15 protein-coding genes and 1 pseudogene are annotated in these 18,080 nt (G+C 72.7%); 6 read left to right on the forward strand and 10 right to left on the reverse strand.

Annotated features, from left to right (window positions below):
* Position 1: 1 nt before the first annotated feature.
* The 8 genes and pseudogenes from ABZ810_RS24710 to ABZ810_RS24745 form a co-directional block, all read right to left on the reverse strand.
* Positions 2 to 1,780 (reverse strand): SDR family oxidoreductase, encoded by a 1,779-nt coding sequence (locus ABZ810_RS24710; protein WP_358406874.1) that lies wholly within the window; start codon positions 1,778 to 1,780, stop codon positions 2 to 4.
* Positions 1,777 to 1,956: a hypothetical protein gene (locus ABZ810_RS24715; RefSeq protein ID WP_358406876.1), complete on the reverse strand. Its 180-nt coding sequence runs from the start codon at positions 1,954 to 1,956 to the stop codon at positions 1,777 to 1,779. The genes ABZ810_RS24710 and ABZ810_RS24715 overlap by 4 nt, the downstream gene beginning before the upstream one ends.
* 152 nt (positions 1,957 to 2,108) lie before the next feature.
* A complete protein-coding gene (locus ABZ810_RS24720) occupies positions 2,109 to 3,041 on the reverse strand; it encodes a metal-dependent hydrolase (RefSeq protein ID WP_358406878.1) in 933 nt (310 codons plus the stop codon).
* A 157-nt stretch (positions 3,042 to 3,198) separates the two neighbouring features.
* Positions 3,199 to 4,011, reverse strand: a complete 813-nt coding sequence (gene fdhD / locus ABZ810_RS24725; protein ID WP_358406881.1) for a formate dehydrogenase accessory sulfurtransferase FdhD — start codon at positions 4,009 to 4,011, stop codon at positions 3,199 to 3,201.
* Positions 4,012 to 4,066: 55 nt separating this feature from the next.
* Complete coding sequence (locus ABZ810_RS24730; RefSeq protein WP_358406883.1) at positions 4,067 to 4,879, reverse strand: SAM-dependent methyltransferase; 813 nt, start codon at positions 4,877 to 4,879, stop codon at positions 4,067 to 4,069.
* A 44-nt stretch (positions 4,880 to 4,923) separates the two neighbouring features.
* Positions 4,924 to 5,550, reverse strand: a complete 627-nt coding sequence (locus tag ABZ810_RS24735) for a trimeric intracellular cation channel family protein (RefSeq protein ID WP_358406885.1) — start codon at positions 5,548 to 5,550, stop codon at positions 4,924 to 4,926.
* Positions 5,551 to 5,655: 105 nt separating this feature from the next.
* Positions 5,656 to 5,850: pseudogene (locus ABZ810_RS24740) on the reverse strand (DUF3099 domain-containing protein); the annotation flags it as partial.
* A gap of 22 nt (positions 5,851 to 5,872) precedes the next feature.
* A complete protein-coding gene (locus ABZ810_RS24745) occupies positions 5,873 to 7,726 on the reverse strand; it encodes an AMP-dependent synthetase/ligase (protein WP_358406888.1) in 1,854 nt (617 codons plus the stop codon).
* A gap of 184 nt (positions 7,727 to 7,910) precedes the next feature.
* On the opposite strand from ABZ810_RS24745, the gene selD reads away from it, so the two are divergent.
* The 3 genes from selD to ABZ810_RS24760 all read left to right on the forward strand — a co-directional run bounded on the left by selD (position 7,911) and on the right by ABZ810_RS24760 (position 10,900).
* Complete coding sequence (selD, locus tag ABZ810_RS24750) at positions 7,911 to 8,918, forward strand: selenide, water dikinase SelD (RefSeq protein ID WP_358406889.1); 1,008 nt, start codon at positions 7,911 to 7,913, stop codon at positions 8,916 to 8,918.
* A 97-nt stretch (positions 8,919 to 9,015) separates the two neighbouring features.
* Entirely contained in the window at positions 9,016 to 10,524 is a 1,509-nt protein-coding gene (locus ABZ810_RS24755) for a peptide MFS transporter (RefSeq protein ID WP_358406890.1), read from the forward strand.
* Between the two features lie 103 nt (positions 10,525 to 10,627).
* Complete coding sequence (locus ABZ810_RS24760) at positions 10,628 to 10,900, forward strand: GlsB/YeaQ/YmgE family stress response membrane protein (RefSeq protein ID WP_358406893.1); 273 nt, start codon at positions 10,628 to 10,630, stop codon at positions 10,898 to 10,900.
* A gap of 25 nt (positions 10,901 to 10,925) precedes the next feature.
* Here the strand turns inward: ABZ810_RS24760 and ABZ810_RS24765 are convergent, their stop codons facing one another.
* Together ABZ810_RS24765 and ABZ810_RS24770 are read right to left on the reverse strand one after the other, a co-directional pair.
* The gene (locus ABZ810_RS24765) at positions 10,926 to 12,815 is read right to left on the reverse strand and encodes a propionyl-CoA synthetase (protein ID WP_358406894.1); all 1,890 of its coding nucleotides are present in this window, start codon (positions 12,813 to 12,815) and stop codon (positions 10,926 to 10,928) included.
* 89 nt (positions 12,816 to 12,904) lie between these two features.
* Positions 12,905 to 14,344, reverse strand: a complete 1,440-nt coding sequence (locus ABZ810_RS24770; RefSeq protein WP_358406896.1) for an MFS transporter — start codon at positions 14,342 to 14,344, stop codon at positions 12,905 to 12,907.
* A gap of 52 nt (positions 14,345 to 14,396) precedes the next feature.
* On the opposite strand from ABZ810_RS24770, the gene ABZ810_RS24775 reads away from it, so the two are divergent.
* From ABZ810_RS24775 to selB, 3 genes are all read left to right on the forward strand, one after another.
* Positions 14,397 to 14,912: a MarR family transcriptional regulator gene (locus tag ABZ810_RS24775; protein ID WP_358406897.1), complete on the forward strand. Its 516-nt coding sequence runs from the start codon at positions 14,397 to 14,399 to the stop codon at positions 14,910 to 14,912.
* 107 nt (positions 14,913 to 15,019) lie between these two features.
* On the forward strand, positions 15,020 to 16,309 hold the full coding sequence (gene selA, locus ABZ810_RS24780; RefSeq protein WP_358406899.1) for an L-seryl-tRNA(Sec) selenium transferase: 1,290 nt from the start codon (positions 15,020 to 15,022) through the stop codon (positions 16,307 to 16,309).
* A complete protein-coding gene (gene selB, locus ABZ810_RS24785) occupies positions 16,309 to 18,066 on the forward strand; it encodes a selenocysteine-specific translation elongation factor (protein ID WP_358406901.1) in 1,758 nt (585 codons plus the stop codon). Before selA ends, selB begins: the two co-directional genes overlap by 1 nt.
* Positions 18,067 to 18,080: the final 14 nt, after the last annotated feature.

Consider the following 18,080-nt stretch of genomic DNA (forward strand, 5'->3'; position numbering starts at 1 on the left):
GTCAGCCGGCGTCGAAGCGCGCCAGCAGCCGCATCACGCCGGGGGAGAGCCGCGAGGCGAGGTAGCTCAGGCGCGCCTCCGGCGTGACCGGCACGACCGCCCGGTCCTTGCGGACGGCGGCCACGATCTGCTCGGCGACGCCCTCCGGCCCGAAGTTGCGCAGCGCGTAGGCGCGGGCCGCGCGCCGGCGGCTCCGGCCCTGCTCCTCGGACGTCTGCCCGACGAACCGCGACGTCTGGGTGATGTTGGTGTTGACGATGCCCGGGCAGATGGCGCTGACCCCGATGCCCTTGCCGGCCAGGTCGGCGCGCAGGCACTCGGAGAGCATCAGCACGGCCGCCTTGCTGGTGGCGTACGCCGGGAGGGTGCGCGAGGGCGTGAACGCGGCGGCCGACGCGGTGTTGACGATGTGGCCGCCCTGCCCCCGCTCCGCCATCTGCGCGCCGAACAGCCGGGACCCGTGGATGACGCCCCACAGGTTCACGTCCAGCACGCGCCGCCAGTCGTCCACCGAGTGGTCCAGGAACGACCCGGCCATGCCGATGCCGGCGTTGTTGACCACCACGTCCGGCACGCCGTGCTCGTGCAGCACCGACTTGGCGAAGTCCTCCATCGCGACGTGGTCGGACACGTCGATCTGGAAGGCGTGCGCGGGCGGGCCGGTCAGCCCGGCGAGCTCGGCGGTGCGCTGGGCGGTGCCGAGGTCGAGGTCGGCGGCGACCACCTCGGCGCCGCGTTCGGCGAACGCCAGCGCGGTCGCGCGGCCGATGCCGCTGCCCGCGCCGGTGACGACGACGAGCGAGCCGTCGAACGGGCGCCGGTCGCGGCTCACCGCGGCGCGGCGCACGGCGCGCGACTCGACCGCGGTGAGCGGGCCGCCGGTGACCGCGGTGATGTGCTCGGTGATCCAGCGCGCGATGACGCCGGGGTGGCTGCGCGGCACCCAGTGCCCGGCGGCGACGGTGCGCAGCGACAGGTGGGGGACGTGCTCCCGGAGGCCGCCCACCAGGTGCGGTGAGACGAACAGGTCCCTGGTCGGCACGATCACCTGGGTCGGCACGTCGGTGCGACGCTCGCGCGGCCTGCGCAGCCGCTGGAGCATGTTGGCGCGGTAGAGCGCGACGCCGGCGGCGCCGTCGCGGGCCAACGTCCGCGCGGGATGCCCCTCGCGCGGCTTGACGCCCTCGCCGACCTCCAGTGCGCGGGTGAACGGCGCGGTGAGCCCCGCGCGCCAGAGCACCTCCGGCAGGACCGGGGTCTGGAAGAAGTAGATGTACCAGGAGCGCACGCCCTGGCCCGCCGCGTGCTTGAGGTTGCGCGGCGTCGGCCGGGTCAGCCTGCCGCGCATCCAGTGCCCGACGTGGTCCAGGCACGGCCCGGACATGGAGGTGAACGAGGCGAAGCGCTCGGGCATCGTGCAGGCGGCCTCCCACGACTGGATGGAGCCCCAGTCGTGGCCCACCAGGTGCACTGGGCGCCCGGGGCTGGTGGCGTCGAGCACGGCCCGCATGTCGGACATCAGGCGTTCGAAGGTGTAGTGCTTGCGCCCGAACGGGCGGGACGAGGCCCCGGCGCCGCGCACGTCGTAGCGGACCACGTGGTAGCGCGCGGCCAGCCGGTCGGCGACCTCGTCCCACACCGCGTGGGTGTCGGGGTAGCCGTGCATCAGCAGGACGGTCGGCCGGGAGCGGTCGCCCTGCTCGTGGACGGCGAGGTCGACCCCGTCGCCGCGGACGCGCCGGGTGGTCTTGTGCGATGCGGTGGACTGCGGGGTCGTCATGCTGCCTTCCTTGCCGCCCGGCGGCGCATGCGCCGGCAGGTCTCGCGTTCGGTCACGCCCGGCTCGAGCGTGCCGGCCACCTCGTCGGCGCAGCGGTGGCACAGCCGCTGGATCTCGCGGAATCGCTCGAGCTCCGCCGCGTTGTCGGTGCGGGCGAGCGCGACTTTATTGGACACACTGTTAATTAACCGCTGTTGTGAATCTCGGTCAAGGAATCACGGTGTGGTGCCCGTCACGGCGCGCGGAAGCCCGACCCGCGGGGTGGTTCGGGCCGGGCTTCGCGTGCCTGGAGCGACTGCGGACGGGACGGGAAAGCGACTGGAGCGCCCTAGTACGGGTCGTAGCCGGCGGCGCGGGCCGCGGGCGACCTCAGCAGGTACTCCAGGGCCTGGGGGGTGGAGCAGATCTGCGACGGGTGGTGCGAGGGCTTGAGGTAGACCGGCGCCTCGCCCAGCAGCAGCTTGAAGATGCCCGGGACATGGCCCTTGCGGACGGACTTGCGGTACGAACGGTAGACGCGGGGGAGGGTCACCTTGCGCTTGATGGTGGGGTCCTGCTTCATCAGGTACATCCCGCCGCCCATGACCGCCCAGTAGAGGAAGAACAGGGAGACGGCCCAGGCGGCCACCCGCATCGGGTACTTCCCGCCCATCGCCTGGTAGACGTCGAACACCACGGACCGGTGCTCGACCTCCTCGGCCCCGTGCCAGCGCAGCAGGTCCAGCATGGTCGGGTCGACGCCGACCTCGTCGAGCCGCTCGTTGTCCATGATCCACTGGCCGAGCACGGCGGTGTAGTGCTCGATCGAGGCGACCGCGGCGAGCTCGAACCTCAGGCGGAACCGCCACAACCGCGGCGACTTCTTCTTGAGCGCCGCCATCTGTTCCGGGCGCTCGGCGTTGCCCTGCGCGGCCGGAACGGTGATCTTGGAAACGTCGATCCCGTTCCGCTCGAGAAGCTGGGTGAGAACGCCCTGGTGCGACCGTGCGTGCACCATCTCCTGGCCGATGAAGCCCTTGATCTCCTCGCGCAGTTTTTGATCTTTGATATGGGGCGTGGCGTCTTTGACGCACTGGATGAACCACTTCTCGCCCTCGGGCAGGACGATGTGGAAAGAATTGATCATGTGCGTCGCGACCGGGTCGCCGGGAACCCAGTGCAGCGGTGTCTTCTCCCAGTCGAACGAGACGCGTCTGGCCTGGATACGGGGATGACGCTCGTCGATCCCGGCCATTGCTCCCACCTCGGGAGACCCTGTCATTTACCGCTCCTCACGCCGGCGCGCCCATAAGACTGGAGAAGCAGTGAACTAGTGAGGCAGGGGTGCTTTCTTGAGCACAGGCCCAAAAGTTACCCGGCGGTCTTCATCGGGGATTGATAAAGCCAGTATTCACTGGAACGGTTGTCGTGCCCGGGGTTCACACCACGACCCGATGGGCCCCCGTATAGACGTTCATGGATTCGCCGCGCAGGAAGCCCACGAGCGTCATCCCCGCGTCGTCCGCCAGGTCCACGGCCAGCGACGACGGGGCCGAGACGGCCGCCAGCACGGGGATGCCGGCCAGCATCGCCTTCTGCGTCAGCTCGAAGGAGGCGCGGCCGCTCACCATCAGGACGTGGCCGGTGAGGGGCAGCAGGCCCTCCCGCAGCGCCCAGCCCACGACCTTGTCGACGGCGTTGTGCCGGCCCACGTCCTCGCGTACGGCCAGCAGGCCGCCCGCGGCGTCGAACAGCCCGGCGGCGTGCAGCCCGCCGGTGCGGTCGAACACCCGCTGCGCCTCGCGCAGGCGGTCCGGGAGCGCCGCCAGCACGGCGGGGGTGAGCTCGACGCCGTCGCCGGACACGTCGTAGGGACGGTCGGCGCGCAGCGCCTCGATGCTGGCCTTGCCGCAGACGCCGCAGGCGCTCGTGGTGGTGAAGGCACGTTCCAGCAGCCGGTCGGGCGGCCGGACGCCCGGCGCCAGCACCACGTCCAGGGTGTTCTGCTCGTGGGCGTCGGCGCAGTAGCGCATGCCCGCCAGGTCGCCCTCGCCGGCGATGATCCCCTCGGCGGCCAGGAACCCGGCCACCAGGTCGAAGTCGTCTCCCGGCGTCCGCATGGTGATGGTCAGCGGCCGGCCGCCGACACGGATCTCCAGCGGCTCCTCCACCGCCAGCGTGTCGGGCCGGCGCCCGCGCACTCCGGCGGTGCTCAACCGCAAGACCGGCTTGCGCACCGTGATCCGCCCCATAGCGCGACGGTACTCCTGGAACGCCCAGGCCGCGAAGCGGCCCCGGGCCGGGCGGTCAGATCACCCGGCCGACGCCGCCCAGGTAGCAGGGGACGGTGAAGTCCGGCGGCGGCCCGTCGCGCCAGCTGCGCACGGGGACCAGGCCGGGCTCCAGCGGCTCGGTGCCGGTGAAGAACTCCTGGATGGCCTTGCTGTCGCGGATCGTGAACGAGCCCGACGGCGTCCTGGTGTAGACGTCGTTGACCGAGTCGAACTGCTCGTCGGGCCGTTCGCCCGCGAACGGATGCGAGATCACCAGGTGGCTGCCGGGCACCAGCCGCTCGCGCACGGTCGCCAGGATCGAGGAGACCTCGGCGTCGTCCGGGATGAACTGGAGGATCGCGCACAGCACGACGGCGACCGGCCGGCTGAAATCGATCTCACGGGCGACGTCGGGGTGGTCCAGGACGCCCGCCGGGTCGCGCACGTCCCCCTCGACGACCCGTGTGCTCGGATGGTCGGCGAGCAGCGCCCGGGCGTGCACCAGCACGATCGGGTCGTTGTCCACGTACACCACGTGCGAGTCGGGCGCGGCGCGCAGCGCGACCTCGTGCACGTTCTCCTGCGTGGGCAGGCCCGCGCCGATGTCGATGAACTGGCGGACGCCGGCCTCGGCGACCGCGCGGATCGCCCGGCCGAGGAAGGCGCGGTTCTGGCGGGCGGCGACCCGGATGTCGTTGCCCATCCGCGAGCTCGTCTCGACGACCTGCGCCGCGGCCTCGCGGTCGGACGCGTAGTTGTCCTTGCCGCCGAGGTAGAAGTCGTACATCCGAGCCACGCTCGGCACCGTGGGGTCGATGCCGCGCGGCACCGGCCGAATGTCGTTCATGCGCAAAGACTTCCACATCGGCGCCGCTTTCGCGCGATCTTCGGTCAGTCCTTCACGCCGCGCGGCCGCGGCGTGCGCCAGCCGTGCCGCATCGCCAGCAGCCGGAGGGCGAACGCCAGCAGGGCCGCCCCGGCGGTGACGCCGGCGCCGTGCAGGTCGAACGACCCGGCGCAGGCGACGACCATGGCCCCGAGCAGGGCGGGGAGCGCGTAGAGCTGCCGGTCGTACAGCACCGAGGGGATCTGGCCGCTCAGCATGTCGCGCAGGATGCCGCCGCCGATGGCGGTGACCACGCCCAGCATCACCGAGTGCAGGGGCGACAGCCCGTACTCCAGCGCCTTGAGCGTGCCGGTCGCGCAGAACAGTCCCAGCCCCGCCGCGTCGAACATCAGCACGGTGGGCAGGATCCGGGCGACCTGCGGGTGCCAGAAGAACACCAGCGCCGAGGCCGCCACCGGCACCAGGACGTACCCCAGGCTGGTGAACGCGGCGGGCGGCACGTCGCCGATGATCAGGTCGCGCAGGATGCCGCCGCCGAGCGCGGTGATCTCGGCGAGCACCACCATGCCGACCAGGTCCAGCCGCTTGTTGACCGCGGCGAGCGCGCCGGACACCGCGAAGACGAAGATGCCCGCCAGGTCCAGCAGCTCGGGGACGCCCGACCCCGTCACAGTGAGATCACCCGGTACCGCATGGCAGGCACTCTCGCAGGTGGGAGGCCTGCCGGACAAAGCGGCGCGCGGTCGCGGGGGCGCCCGCCGGAAGGCGCCCGCGGATCACTCGCGCCGGTCGGGGTTCCAGTTGGCCACGATGGCGGCGAACGGCGGGATCAGCATCGCGACGACCGACATCACGATCGCCGCGGGCGGTGAGAACAGCCGCACGACCGACCAGGCGAGCACGAACAACGTCAGGCACGTGCCCATCATGATCGCGTACGCCAGCTTGCGGCGCCTCATACCCCTACCGTACGCCGCCGGCGCGGGTGACCTGCTACGAGGAGGCGTAGAGCCCCTCGATGGCGTCGTCGTACTTGCCGTGCACGACGCGGCGCTTGAGCTTCAGCGTGGGCGTGAGCTCCTCGCTCTCTGCGGTCCACTCGGCGGGCAGCAGGCGCCACCGCTTCACCTGCTGGACGCGGGCCAGCCGCGCGTTGGCGTCCTCGACGGCCTTGGCGACCTCCTCGATCACCAGCGGGTGCTCGGCGAGCGCCGCCAGGTCGGTGGTGTCGATGCCGTGCGCGGCCGCCCACACGGGCGCGACCTCGCCGTCCAGGGTGACCAGGGCGACCACGTAAGGGCGGCGGTCGCCGTAGGCGAGCGCCTGGCCGACCAGCGGGTGCTCCTTGAGCAGGTTCTCGATCATCGACGGGGCGATGTTCTCGCCGCCGGCGGTGATGATGATCTCCTTCTTGCGGTCGACGATCTTGAGGAAGCCGTCCTCGTCGAGGACGCCGACGTCGCCGGTGTGCACCCAGCCCTCGGCGTCGATGAGCTCGGCGGTCGCCTCGGGCCGGTCGAGGTAGCCGGGCGTGCAGGAGGCGCCGCGCACCAGGATCTCGCCGTCGGCGGCGAGCCTGAGCTCCACGCCCGCGAACGCGCGGCCGACCGTGCCGAGCTTGAACGCGTCGGCGAGGTTGGCGGTGATGGCGCCGGTCGTCTCGGTCATGCCGTACGCGTCGAAGATCTTCAGCCCGAGGCCGGCGAAGAAGCGGGCGACCTCCTCGGGCAGCGGCGCGGCGGCGCTGGAGGCCTGGCCGACGCGGTCGAGGCCGAGCAGCGCGCGCATGGGCGTCAGCACGGCGGCGTCGGCCTTCTCGAACGCGGCGGCGAGCTCGGGCGGGGTGCTGTTGCCGTACTCCAGGCTGGCGACGTAGGTGCGGCCGACCTCCAGGGCGCCCTGGACCGCCGCCTTCTTGGCCTCGTCCCGCTCGCCGCCCAGCACCGCCTGGATGCCGGCCATGATCTTCTCCCAGACGCGCGGCACGCCGAAGAACGAGTGCGGCCTGACCTCGCGCAGGACGGCGGTGAGCTGGGCCGGGTCGGCGCAGAAGTGGATGTGCGCGCCCCGGCAGACCGGCAGGTAGTAGCTGAGCACCCGGTCGGCGATGTGCGCGAACGGCAGGTAGGAGATGCCGACGTTGCGGTCGGGCAGGACCGAGCTCCGCTCGACCATCTCGCACTCGTGCAGGGCCATCGAGTGGGTGATGACGACGCCCTTGGGGTCGCCGGTGGTGCCCGAGGTGTAGAGCAGCGTGGCGGTGTCGGAGGGCTGGACGGCCTGCCAGCGGCGGTCGATCTCGGCGGGGTCGGCGGCCAGCCGCTCGCGGCCCAGCTCGCCGAACGCCTCCCAGGTCATGAAGCGGTCGCCGTCGGGACAGGCGGCGGCGTCCACCACGATGACCTTGCGGAGGGCGGGCAGCTCGTCGAGGACCGGCAGCCACCGGTCGAGCTGGTCGCGGCCGTCGAGCACGGCGTACCGGGCCGAGCAGTTGCCCGCCACGAAGGCGATCTGGTCGGGCGCCAGCGTCGCGTACACCGTCGTCGGCACGCCGCCCGCGTGCATCGCGCCGAGGTCGGACAGGACGTGCTCGGAGCGGTTGGGCATCATCAGCGCCACCACGTCGCCGGGCTCGAGCCCGAGCGCGGCGAAGCCGGCCGCCGTCTCCAGCGCGCGGCGCCGCGTCTCACCCCAGCTGAGCGTGCGCCAGCCGTCGCCGTCGCGGTCGGAGTAGGCCGCCAGCCCGGCGTGCCGCTCGGCGGTCGCGGCCAGCCTCGTGCAGACCGTCTGCCCCTCGACCGCCCGTTCGAGCTCCGCCCGCCGTGCCAGGGTCTCGTCCACGCCCATGTCCGCGCCTCTCCGCCAAGTAAGGGTTCACTTGCACGACAGAATCGCACCATGCCGAACAGGATTCGGGCAAGGGGTTCGCGGAAGGTCGTGCCAGGTCGGGGCGGTAGCGGGCGAAGGGTGACGGAACGGCCACGGAGCGCTCCTTGATCATCTGTGCGGGGGGTGGGATAGGTTTCCCGCTGTGGAGACCCAGCCGCGCCGCCTGGCCGGCGCCCCCCGCCTGACCCAGTACGCGCACGGCGGCGGATGCGCGTGCAAGATCCCTCCGGGTGAGCTCGAGGCGGTCGTCGCCGGGCTCGCCGGCGCCCCGGCCGGCGACCTCGTCCTGGGCGCGCCGGACGGCGACGACGCCGCGGTGCTGCGCCTGGCCGGCGGCCGGGCGGTCGTCTCCACCGCCGATTTCTTCACGCCCGTCGTCGACGACGCCTACGACTGGGGGCGGATCGCCGCCGCCAACGCGCTCTCCGACGTCTACGCGGTGGGCGGCGAGCCGGTCATGGCGATCAACCTGCTGGGCTGGCCGCGCGACGCGCTGCCGTGGGAGGTCGCCCGCGAGGTGCTGCGCGGCGGCCGCGACGTGGCGGCCCTGGCGGGATGCCCGATCGCCGGCGGGCACAGCATCGACGACCCCGAGCCCAAGTACGGGCTGGCGGTCACCGGCGTCGCCGACCCCGACCGGCTCCTCCGGCTCGACGCGGGACGCCCCGGCGTGCCGCTGTCGCTGACCAAGCCGCTGGGCATCGGCGTGCTCAACGCCCGCCACAAGGCCACCGGCGAGGTGTTCGGGCAGGCCGTGGAGGCGATGACCACGCTCAACGCCGAGGCCGGCCGGCTGGCCCTGGAACGCGACATCCGGTGCGCCACCGACGTCACCGGGTTCGGGCTGCTCGGGCACCTCTACAAGCTGGCCAGGGCGAGCGGCGTGACGGCGGTCGTCGACGCCGCCGCGATGCCCTACCTGGACGGCGCCCGCACCGCGGTCCGCGACGGCTTCGTGCCCGGCGGGTCCCGGCGCAACCTGGCGTGGGTGTCGCCGCACACCGACTTCGGCCGCATCGCCGAGGAGGAACGGCTGCTGCTGGCCGACGCGCAGACCTCCGGCGGCCTCCTGGTCGCGGGGGAGATCCCCGGCGCCCCGGTGGTGGGCGAGCTGCTGGGCCGCGGCAGGCACACCCTCGTCGTCCGCTAGCCGCCGCGCCCATGCGGGCCCGCGCAGGTCGCGGGCCGTTCATGGATGATCACCATGGGTATATGACCCGCCACAGGCGATCATCGGGGGGAATCGCATGGCGGCGTCGCGATCCGGTCCCGCGCCCGGCGGGCGCACCTTCTTCGGCCATCCCTGGGGGCTGGCCACCCTGTTCTTCACCGAGATGTGGGAACGGTTCAGCTTCTACGGGCTGCGCGCGATCCTGGTCCTGTTCCTGATCGCGCCGCCGTCGGACTCCGGCCTCGGCATGCCGGAGGGCACCGCGAACGCCCTGATGGGCGTGTACCTGGCGATGGTCTACTTCGTCGCGCTGCCCGGCGGCTGGATCGCCGACCGCGTCCTGGGCGCGCGCCGGGCGGTGCTGGTCGGCGGCACGATCATCATGCTGGGCCACATCTCGATGGCGATCCCGGGCGGGGCCGGGTTCATCTACTTCGGCCTGTTCCTGATCATCGTGGGCACGGGGCTGCTCAAGCCCAACATCTCCACGATGGTCGGCAAGCTGTACGAGGGGCAGCCCGACGCGCGCCGCGACTCGGCGTTCTCGATCTTCTACATGGGCATCAACATCGGCTCGCTGGCGCCGTTCATCGTCGGATACCTCGGCCAGAACGTCGACTGGCACCTGGGGTTCGGCTGCGCCGCGGTCGGCATGGCGATCGGCCTGGTCCAGTACGTGCTGGGCGGCAGGAGCCTGGAGGGCGTGGGCGACGCTCCCGGGCACCGGCTGACCCCGGCGGAGCGGCGCACGTTCACCCGCGTCCTCATCGCCGTCGTGGCCGCGGTCGGCGCCGTGGCCCTCGCCGCCGTGGCGCTCGGCGAGTTCACCGTCGACAACGTCACCGTCGCGCTGACCGTGCTCGCGGTGGCGGTGCCGGTGATCTACTTCGCCTACCTGTTCCGCAGCCACGAGGTGACCGCCGGGGAACGGGTCCGGTTGCGCGCCTACGTCTGGTTGTTCATCGGCGCCGCCATCTTCTGGATGATCTTCGATCAGGCGGCCGGGCCGCTCAACGTCTTCGCCGAGAAGAACACCGACCTCAACGTCTTCGGCTGGCAGATGCCGGCGAGCTGGACCCAGAACATCAACCCGATCCTCATCATCTCCTTCGCGGCGTTCTTCGCCTGGTTGTGGGTCAAGCTCGGCGACCGGGTGAGCACGCCGCAGAAGTTCGCCTTCGCGCTCGTCATGTGCGGGCTCTCGTTCGTGGTGATGTCGATCGCCTCGGGCGCCGCCGCGGACGGCACCAAAGTGTCGCTGCTGTGGCTCGTCGCGGTGTACTTCCTGCAGACGCTCGGCGAGCTGTCCCTGTCGCCTGTGGGGCTTTCGGTCACTACAAAACTGGCGCCGCAGGCGTTCGCCAGCCAGATGATGGGCGTGTGGTTCCTGGCCACGGCCGCGGGCGACGCGGTGGGCGGCCAGGTGGCCAGGCTCCAGGAGCCCTGGGGAAATGTGAAGTATTTCCTGCTCCTCGGGGTCTTCACGCTCATCGCGGGCGTCGTGATGTTCCTGTTCGCGCGGAGCGTCCGGCGGCTGATGGGGGAGGGACGGGCCCCGAAGACCCTGGAAACGGGCCGACTTTAACGACATGAGCCCCATGCGGGGTCACTCGTGTCAAAGATCCCTACGGTGGGTATCCACCCGATGACGGGACCGGAGACCGACATTTCTGACCGAGGGAGCGGACATGACCATCGGGGGGATTATCACCGCCCTGATCTTCGGCGCCATCATCGGCGCCATCGGGCGTCTCATCGTGCCGGGCAAGCAGAACATGCCCATCTGGCTCACCGTCGTGGTCGGTATCGTCGCCGCCTTCGCCGGCACCGGGCTGGCGCACCTGTTCAACCTCAAGACCAGCGGGTGGAACTTCTGGGAGACGCTGTTCCAGATCGCGTTCGCGGTGATCGGCGTCTACCTGGTCGCGGCCTTCTGGCCGAAGAAGTCCACGAACTACTGACCCGGCGGCACGCCGTCCGTGACGGTCAGGAGGCCGTCGGCGGTCGCAGGACGGGCCGGAGCTCCTCGAGCACGGCCGGATCCTCGATCGTCGACGGCACCGTCACGTCCTGGCCGTCGGCGATGCCGCGCATCGCACCGCGCAGGATCTTGCCCGAGCGGGTCTTGGGCAGCGCGCCGACCACCGTGATCTCCTTGAGCGCGGCGACCGGCCCGATCTGCTCGCGCACCATCGCGACCAGGTCGGCGCGCAGGACGGCGAGATCGACGTCCGCGCCGCTCTTCAGCACCACCAGGCCGCGCGGAACCTGCCCCTTGAGCGCGTCCTGGACGCCGATCACCGCGCACTCGGCCACCGCCGGATGCCCCGCGATGACCTCCTCCATCGTGCCGGTCGACAGCCGGTGCCCGGCGACGTTGATGACGTCGTCGGTGCGGCCCATCACCCACACGTAGCCGTCGGCGTCGATCCGCCCGCCGTCGCCCGTCAGGTAGTGCCCCGGATAGCGGGTCAGGTACGACTCCACGAACCGTTCGTCGTCCTGCCACAACGTCGACAACGTGCCGGGCGGCAGCGGCAGCCGCACCACGATCGCGCCGTCGGCGCCCGGCGCCGCGGTCGTCCCGTCCGGGGCCAGCACCCGCACGTCGAAGCCCGGCACGGCGACGCTCGGCGAGCCCGGCCGCACCGGCATCGGCTCCAGCCCGCGCAGGTTGGCGACGATCGGCCAGCCCGTCTCGGTCTGCCACCAGTGGTCGATGACCGGCTTGCCCAGCACCCGCGCCGCCCAGTGGTAGGTATCGGGGTCGAGGCGTTCACCGGCCAGGAAGAGGGTGTCCATGGCCGACAGGTCGTGGCCGGCGAGCAGCGCGCCGTCCGGGTCCTCCTTCTTGACCGCCCGGATCGCGGTGGGCGCGGTGAACAGCGCCTTGACGCGGTGCTGCGCGGCCACCCGCCAGAACGCCCCCGCGTCCGGGGTGCCGACCGGTTTGCCCTCGTACAGCACGGTGGTGCACCCGGTGAGCAGCGGCGCGTAGACGATGTAGGAGTGGCCGACGACCCAGCCCACGTCCGACGCCGCCCAGAACACGTCGCCGGGCCCCACCCCGTAGATGTTCTCCATCGACCAGCGCAGCGCCACCGCGTGGCCCCCGTTGTCGCGCACGACGCCCTTGGGGCGGCCCGTCGTGCCGGAGGTGTAGAGGATGTAGAGCGGATCGGTGGACGCGACCGGAACGCAGCCGGCGGGGGAGGCCTGCGCCACCGCCTCGTCCCAGTCGACGTCGCGCGGCCGCACCAGGTCGGCGTGCAGCTGGGGGCGCTGCCGGATCACGCACCGGTCGACCTTGTGGCTGGCCAGGTCGAGCGCCGCGTCCAGCAGCGGCTTGTAGGCGATCACCCGGGAGCCCTCGACGCCGCAGGACGCCGACACCACGACCTTGGGCCGGGCGTGGTCGATCCGCACCGCGAGCTCCTTGGCGGCGAACCCGCCGAACACCACCGAGTGCACCGCGCCCAGCCGCGCGCACGCCAGCATCGCGACCACGGCGTCCGGGATCATCGGCAGGTAGACCACGACCCGGTCGCCGCGCTGGACGCCCAGCTCGCGCAGCGCCCCGGCGAACCGCGCCACCAGATCGGTGAGCTCCCGGTAGGTGTAGGTCGCGGTGGTGCCGGTGACGGGGCTGTCGTAGATCAGCGCGGCCTGGTCGCCCCGGCCCTCCTCCACATGCCGGTCCAGGGCGTTGTCACAGGTGTTGAGCTCCCCGCCGGTGAACCAGCGGTAGAACGGCGGCGCCCCGTCGTCCAGCACCCGGTCGGGCGGCACCAGCCAGCGGATGTCCCGCGCGGCGAGCCCCCAGAACCGGGTGGGGTCGGCGATGCTCCGTTCATACGCCGCCGCGTAGGCGCCCATGTCAACCTCCGGTCAGGTCCCCTGCGTCCCGGCGCCCCAATTGCCCTTTCGGGGCGTCCCCCTATTGGGTCCGTCCGGGGCCCCGTTCGTCAAGAGTCCGGCGACCGGTGCCGGAGACCGTGGGCGAGGGCGACGACCGCGGCGAGCGCGGCGCCGGCGGCCACGATGAAGAAGCACAGCTCGTACGCGGCCAGCGTCGGCACGCGCGTCCCGGCGATCGTGGCGCCGGACAGGATCGCCGCCGTGACGGCGCCCGCGATGCTGCCGCCGGCGGTGCGGACCAGCGAGTTGATGCCGCTGGCGATGCCGCTCTGGTCCATCGGGACGTGCTGCACGGCGAGCGTGCCGAGCGCGGCGTAGGCGATCCCGAAGCCGATGCCCTGCAGGGCGCTGAACGCCAGCATGTCGTACCCGTGCGCGTTGGACAGGGCCAGCCACAGGTAGCTCAGCCCGGCGAACACCGACCCGGTGGCCAGCGTGAAGGCGGGGCCGATCCGCGCCGCGACCCGCCCGGCCAGCGACGAGGCCAGCAGCATGGTGAACGTGCTCGGCAGCATGTAGAGGCCGACGTCCAGCACCGAGCCGCTCAGCCCGTACCCGACCTGCTCCTTCGGCGTCTGCACGAAGTTGGAGATCAGCGTGAACGCGGCGAACATCGAGAAGCCGAGCAGGATCGAGGCGAGGTTCGCCGACATCGATCTGGGCCCGACCAGCAGGCCGAGCCGGACGAGCGGCTCGCGCACCCGCAGCTCCGCCGCCACCCAGACGGCGCAGATCACCACGGCCGCGCCGAACAGCCCGAGCACTCCGCCCGACGTCCAGCCCCAGGCGTTGCCCTCGCTGATGCCCAGCAGCAGGCAGATCAGCCAGGCCGCCAGCAGCGCCGCGCCCACCAGATCGGGCCGCCCGCCGGTGCGGCCGCCGGTGTTCGGGGCGGTGAACGCGACCAGCACCAGGCCCAGCGCCGCCAGGCCCGCCGCGATCCAGAACATCGGGTCGACGCCGGTGACGCGGTCGGCGATGAGACCCGTGACGATCATGCCGATGGTGCCGCCGACCCCCATCGTCGCGCTGACGATCCCGATCGCGCTGGTCACCCGTTCCCGCGGGAAGGTGTCGCGGATCATCCCGATGGCCAGCGGGATCAGCGCGGACGACGTGCCCTGCAGCGCGCGCCCGGCGATGAGCACGCCGAGCGACCCGGACATCGCGCAGACGACCGAGCCGGCGACGAGCAGGCTCATCGCGACCAGGATCATCCTCTTCTTGCCGTACATGTCGCCGAAGCGCGACAGCAGCGGCGTGGCGACCGCACCGGCCAGCAGCGACGCGGTGAACACCCAGGTGACCGAGGTGACCGACGCGTCGAACAACGTCATGAGCCGGGGGAGCAGCGGGATCACCAGCGTCTGCTGCACCGAGACGACCGCACCGGCGACGGAGAGGGCGAGCAGGGTGAGGCCCGGGTGCGCGGCCTTCGCGGCGCGCCCGGTGAGCACGGGCGCCGCGGTGGGGGGAGCGGCTGACATGGAGGCGATTGTACTTACTTAAGTTAAGTAACTAGCTTGTAGGCTTCCTCACATGCCGTCACACCGCCCGGGGGACGCGGGCCAGGCCGTCCCCGCGGACATCGCGGAGATCGAACGGGCCCTCACCCGCGTCTCCCACCTGCTCACCCGCGCCAAGCAGCACGGCCGCACCGTCGCCGCCGCCGGCGTCCCGGTCGACCGCGCCGCCGTCCCCGTCCTGCGCCTGCTCGCCGACGAGGACGGGCCGCTGCGCCCGGGCGAGGTCGCCGCCCGGCTCGCCGTCGAGGCCCCGCACGTCACCCGGATGGTGCAGCGCCTGGAGAAGGCCGGCTACGTGGAACGGGTGCCCGACCCCGACGACCGGCGCGCCCACCGCGTCCGTCTCACCGACGCCGGCCGCGACGCCGTCGACTGCCTGCGCGCCGTCGGGCGGCAGTGGATGGACGAGGCGCTCGCCGGATGGTCGGGGGAGGACCGCCGCCGGCTCGCCGAGCTCGTCCACCGGATGGTCGACGACTTCGTCTCCCACGCCGCCGAGCGAGACCACTTCGGCATCGCCACGAAGTGACGCGGGCGCCGCGAGGTGTGACACTTTTCACCTCACGGGCGCTGATCTCACAGTGTGAGCCCGACCGGCTTCCACCGGAAGCCCAGGCGTCCTTAAGGTGACTTGGCGTGGACCCACGGAGGCAGGTTCCCCGTACCGACGCGGTCATGGCAGACCCGCGGCTGACCGCGGCCGCCGCCCGGCTCGGCGGGACGATCGTGAAGTCCGCCGTCGCCGCGGCGCAGCAGCGCGCCCGCGACGGCCGGATCGCACCCGCCGACGTCGCCGGCGCGGCCCTGGCCGGCCTCCCCGACCACGCCACCACCCTCAGGCCCGTCATCAACGCCACCGGCGTCCTGCTCCACACCAACCTCGGCCGCGCCCCGCTCTCCGCCGCCGCCCGGGACGCCCTCACCGCCGCCGCCGGCTGCGCCGACGTCGAATACGACCTCGCCACCGGACGGCGCGGACCACGCGGCCGCGGCGCCCTCACCGCCCTCCTGGACGCCTGCCCCGCCGCAGCCGACGTCCAGGTCGTGAACAACAACGCCGCCGCGCTCGTCCTCGCCGCCACCGCCCTCGCCGCCGGCCGCGAGATCGTCATCAGCCGCGGCGAGATGGTGGAGATCGGCGACGGCTTCCGCCTCCCCGACCTGCTCGCCGCCACCGGGGCCCGCCTGCGCGAGGTCGGCACCACCAACCGCACCACCGCCGACGACTACGCCGCCGCCGTCGGACCCGGCACCGGCCTCATCCTCAAGGTCCACCCCTCCAACTTCCGGATCGAGGGCTTCACCGCCCAGGCCCCCATCGCCGCGCTCACCACCCTCGGCGTGCCCGTCGTCGCCGACATCGGCTCCGGCCTCCTCACCCCCGACCCCGCCCTCCCCGCCGAACCCGACGCCACCACCGCGCTCCGCGACGGCGCCCACCTCGTCACCGCCAGCACCGACAAGCTCCTCGGCGGACCCCAGGGCGGCCTCATCCTCGGCGACCGCGACCTCGTCCAGCGGCTGCGCCGCCACCCGCTCTACCGCGCGCTCCGCGTCGACAAGCTCACCCTCGCCGCCCTCGAAGCCACCCTCCGCGGCCCGCGCCCACCCGCCCACCACATGCTCCACACCCCGGCCGACAGCCTCCGCACCCGCGCCGACGACCTCGCCGAAGAGCTCACCTCGCACGGCATCGACGCCCTCGCCGCCGACACCGCCGCCGCCGTCGGCGCGGGCGGCGCCCCCGGCGTCGAACTGCCCAGCGCCGCGATCTCGCTCCCCGCCACCTACGAAACACCGCTCCGCAACCGAAGGGTCATCGGCCGCATCGACGGCGGCCGGCTCCTGCTCGACCTTCGTTCCACCGACCCCGCCGACGACGGCGCGATCAGCGCCGCCGTCCTCGCGTCCAAGGAAGAGGCCTGATGCAGGTCGTCGCCACCGCCGGTCACGTCGACCACGGCAAGTCGACGCTGGTCCGCGCGCTGACCGGGATGGAACCCGACCGGCTCGCCGAGGAACGCCGCCGCGGCCTGACCCTCGACCTCGGGTTCGCCTGGACCACGCTGCCGTCCGGCGAACGCCTCGCGTTCGTCGACGTCCCCGGCCACGAGAAGTTCGTCACCACCATGCTCGCCGGAGTCGGCCCCGTCCCCGCCGTCCTCCTCGCCGTCGCCGCCGACGAGGGCTGGATGCCGCAGACCGAGGAGCACCTCGCCGCCATCGACGCCCTCGGCGTCCGTCACGGCGTCCTCGCCATCACCCGCTCCGACGTCGCCGACCCCAAGCTCGCGCTCCGCCAGGCGCGCGAACGCCTCGCCAAGACCAGCCTGCGCGCCGCCGAGGCCGTCACCGTCAGCGCCGAGACCGGCGCCGGCCTGGACGAGCTGAAACTGGCCCTCGACCGCCTCGCCGCCCGGCTCCCCGTCCCCGACCCCGCCGCGCCCGTGCGCCTCTGGATCGACCGCGCGTTCACCGTCGCCGGCAGCGGCACCGTCGTCACCGGCACGCTCGCCGCCGGCACGATCGGCGTCGACGACGAACTCGTCCTCATGCCCACCGGCGAACGGGTCCGCGTCCGCGCCCTCGAATCCACCAAAGACCCCCTCGACACCGTCCACGGCGTCGCCCGCGTCGCCGTCAACCTCCGCGGCGTCGACCGCGACCGCGTCGAACGCGGGATGGCCCTCGTCACCCCCGGCACCTGGACGTTCACCACCTCCGTCGACGTCCGCGTCTCCTCCGACGAACCCTCCGGCCGGCTCGCCCGCCAGCTGATCCTGCACGCCGGCTCCTCCGCCACCCCCGTCCGCCTCCGCCCCCTCGGCCCCGACACCGCCCGCCTCACCCTCAACACCCGCCTCCCCCTCCACGTCGGCGACACCGCCCTGCTCCGCGACCCCGGCCGCCGCGCCGTCGCCGGCGTGCGCGTCCTGGACGTGCGCCCGCCCACCCTCGCCCGCCGCGGCGCCGGCGCCGCCCGCGCCCGAGAGCTCGCCTCCTGGCCCGACCACCCCGGCGGCGAGATCGTCCTGCGCCGCCACGGCGTCCTGCGCCGCAGCGACCTCAGCGTCATGGGCTGCGCCCCGCCCCCCGACGCCGTCGACCTCGGCCCCGAATGGCTCGCCGACCCCGCCCACTGGGAAGACCTCCACCACAGGCTCACCGAGGAACTCGCCCACCACGCCGGCGCCAACCCCCTCGCCCCCGGCATCCCCATAGAGGCCATCCGGCTGCGCCTCGGCCTCCCCTCCCGCCGCCTCGTCGCCTCCCTCGTCCGCCCGCCCCTCCGCCTCGCCGACGGCCGCGTCTACGGCCCCGACACCGGCCTCCCGCCCCACGTCACCGAAGCCGTCAAACACCTCACCGCCGACCTCGCCGACGCGCCCTTCGACGCCCCCACCGCCGACCGCCTCACCGAACTCGGCCTCACCCCCCAGGCGATCGCCGCCGCCGAACGCGCCGGCGCCCTCCTCCGCCTCCCCGACGGCGTCGTCCTCCTCGCCGGCGCCGACGACGAGGCCCTCGAAACCCTCCGCGGCCTCCCGCAACCCTTCACCGTCAGCCAGGCCCGCCAGTCCCTCAAGACCTCCCGCCGCGTCGCCATGGCCCTCCTCCAGCACCTCGACACCCGAGGCCTCACCCACCGCACCGGCGACACCCGCAGCGTCCCCCACGAGTGAAAATGGGTTGAACC

It is taken from the genome of Spirillospora sp. NPDC047279, from assembly GCF_040643285.1.
In the GTDB taxonomy this organism is placed as follows: domain Bacteria; phylum Actinomycetota; class Actinomycetes; order Streptosporangiales; family Streptosporangiaceae; genus Spirillospora.

Bases quoted from the DNA above. Each gene is read 5' to 3' on its own strand.
- ABZ810_RS24710 (WP_358406874.1), bottom strand. From the start codon at position 1,780: ATGACGACCCCGCAGTCCACCGCATCGCACAAGACCACCCGGCGCGTC.
- fdhD (WP_358406881.1), bottom strand. From the start codon at position 4,011: ATGGGGCGGATCACGGTGCGCAAGCCGGTCTTGCGGTTGAGCACCGCC.
- selB (WP_358406901.1), top strand. From the start codon at position 16,309: ATGCAGGTCGTCGCCACCGCCGGTCACGTCGACCACGGCAAGTCGACG.
- ABZ810_RS24720 (WP_358406878.1), bottom strand. From the start codon at position 3,041: ATGACAGGGTCTCCCGAGGTGGGAGCAATGGCCGGGATCGACGAGCGT.
- ABZ810_RS24765 (WP_358406894.1), bottom strand. From the start codon at position 12,815: ATGGGCGCCTACGCGGCGGCGTATGAACGGAGCATCGCCGACCCCACC.
- ABZ810_RS24745 (WP_358406888.1), bottom strand. From the start codon at position 7,726: ATGGGCGTGGACGAGACCCTGGCACGGCGGGCGGAGCTCGAACGGGCG.
- ABZ810_RS24760 (WP_358406893.1), top strand. From the start codon at position 10,628: ATGACCATCGGGGGGATTATCACCGCCCTGATCTTCGGCGCCATCATC.
- ABZ810_RS24770 (WP_358406896.1), bottom strand. From the start codon at position 14,344: ATGTCAGCCGCTCCCCCCACCGCGGCGCCCGTGCTCACCGGGCGCGCC.
- ABZ810_RS24730 (WP_358406883.1), bottom strand. From the start codon at position 4,879: ATGAACGACATTCGGCCGGTGCCGCGCGGCATCGACCCCACGGTGCCG.
- ABZ810_RS24755 (WP_358406890.1), top strand. From the start codon at position 9,016: ATGGCGGCGTCGCGATCCGGTCCCGCGCCCGGCGGGCGCACCTTCTTC.
- ABZ810_RS24775 (WP_358406897.1), top strand. From the start codon at position 14,397: ATGCCGTCACACCGCCCGGGGGACGCGGGCCAGGCCGTCCCCGCGGAC.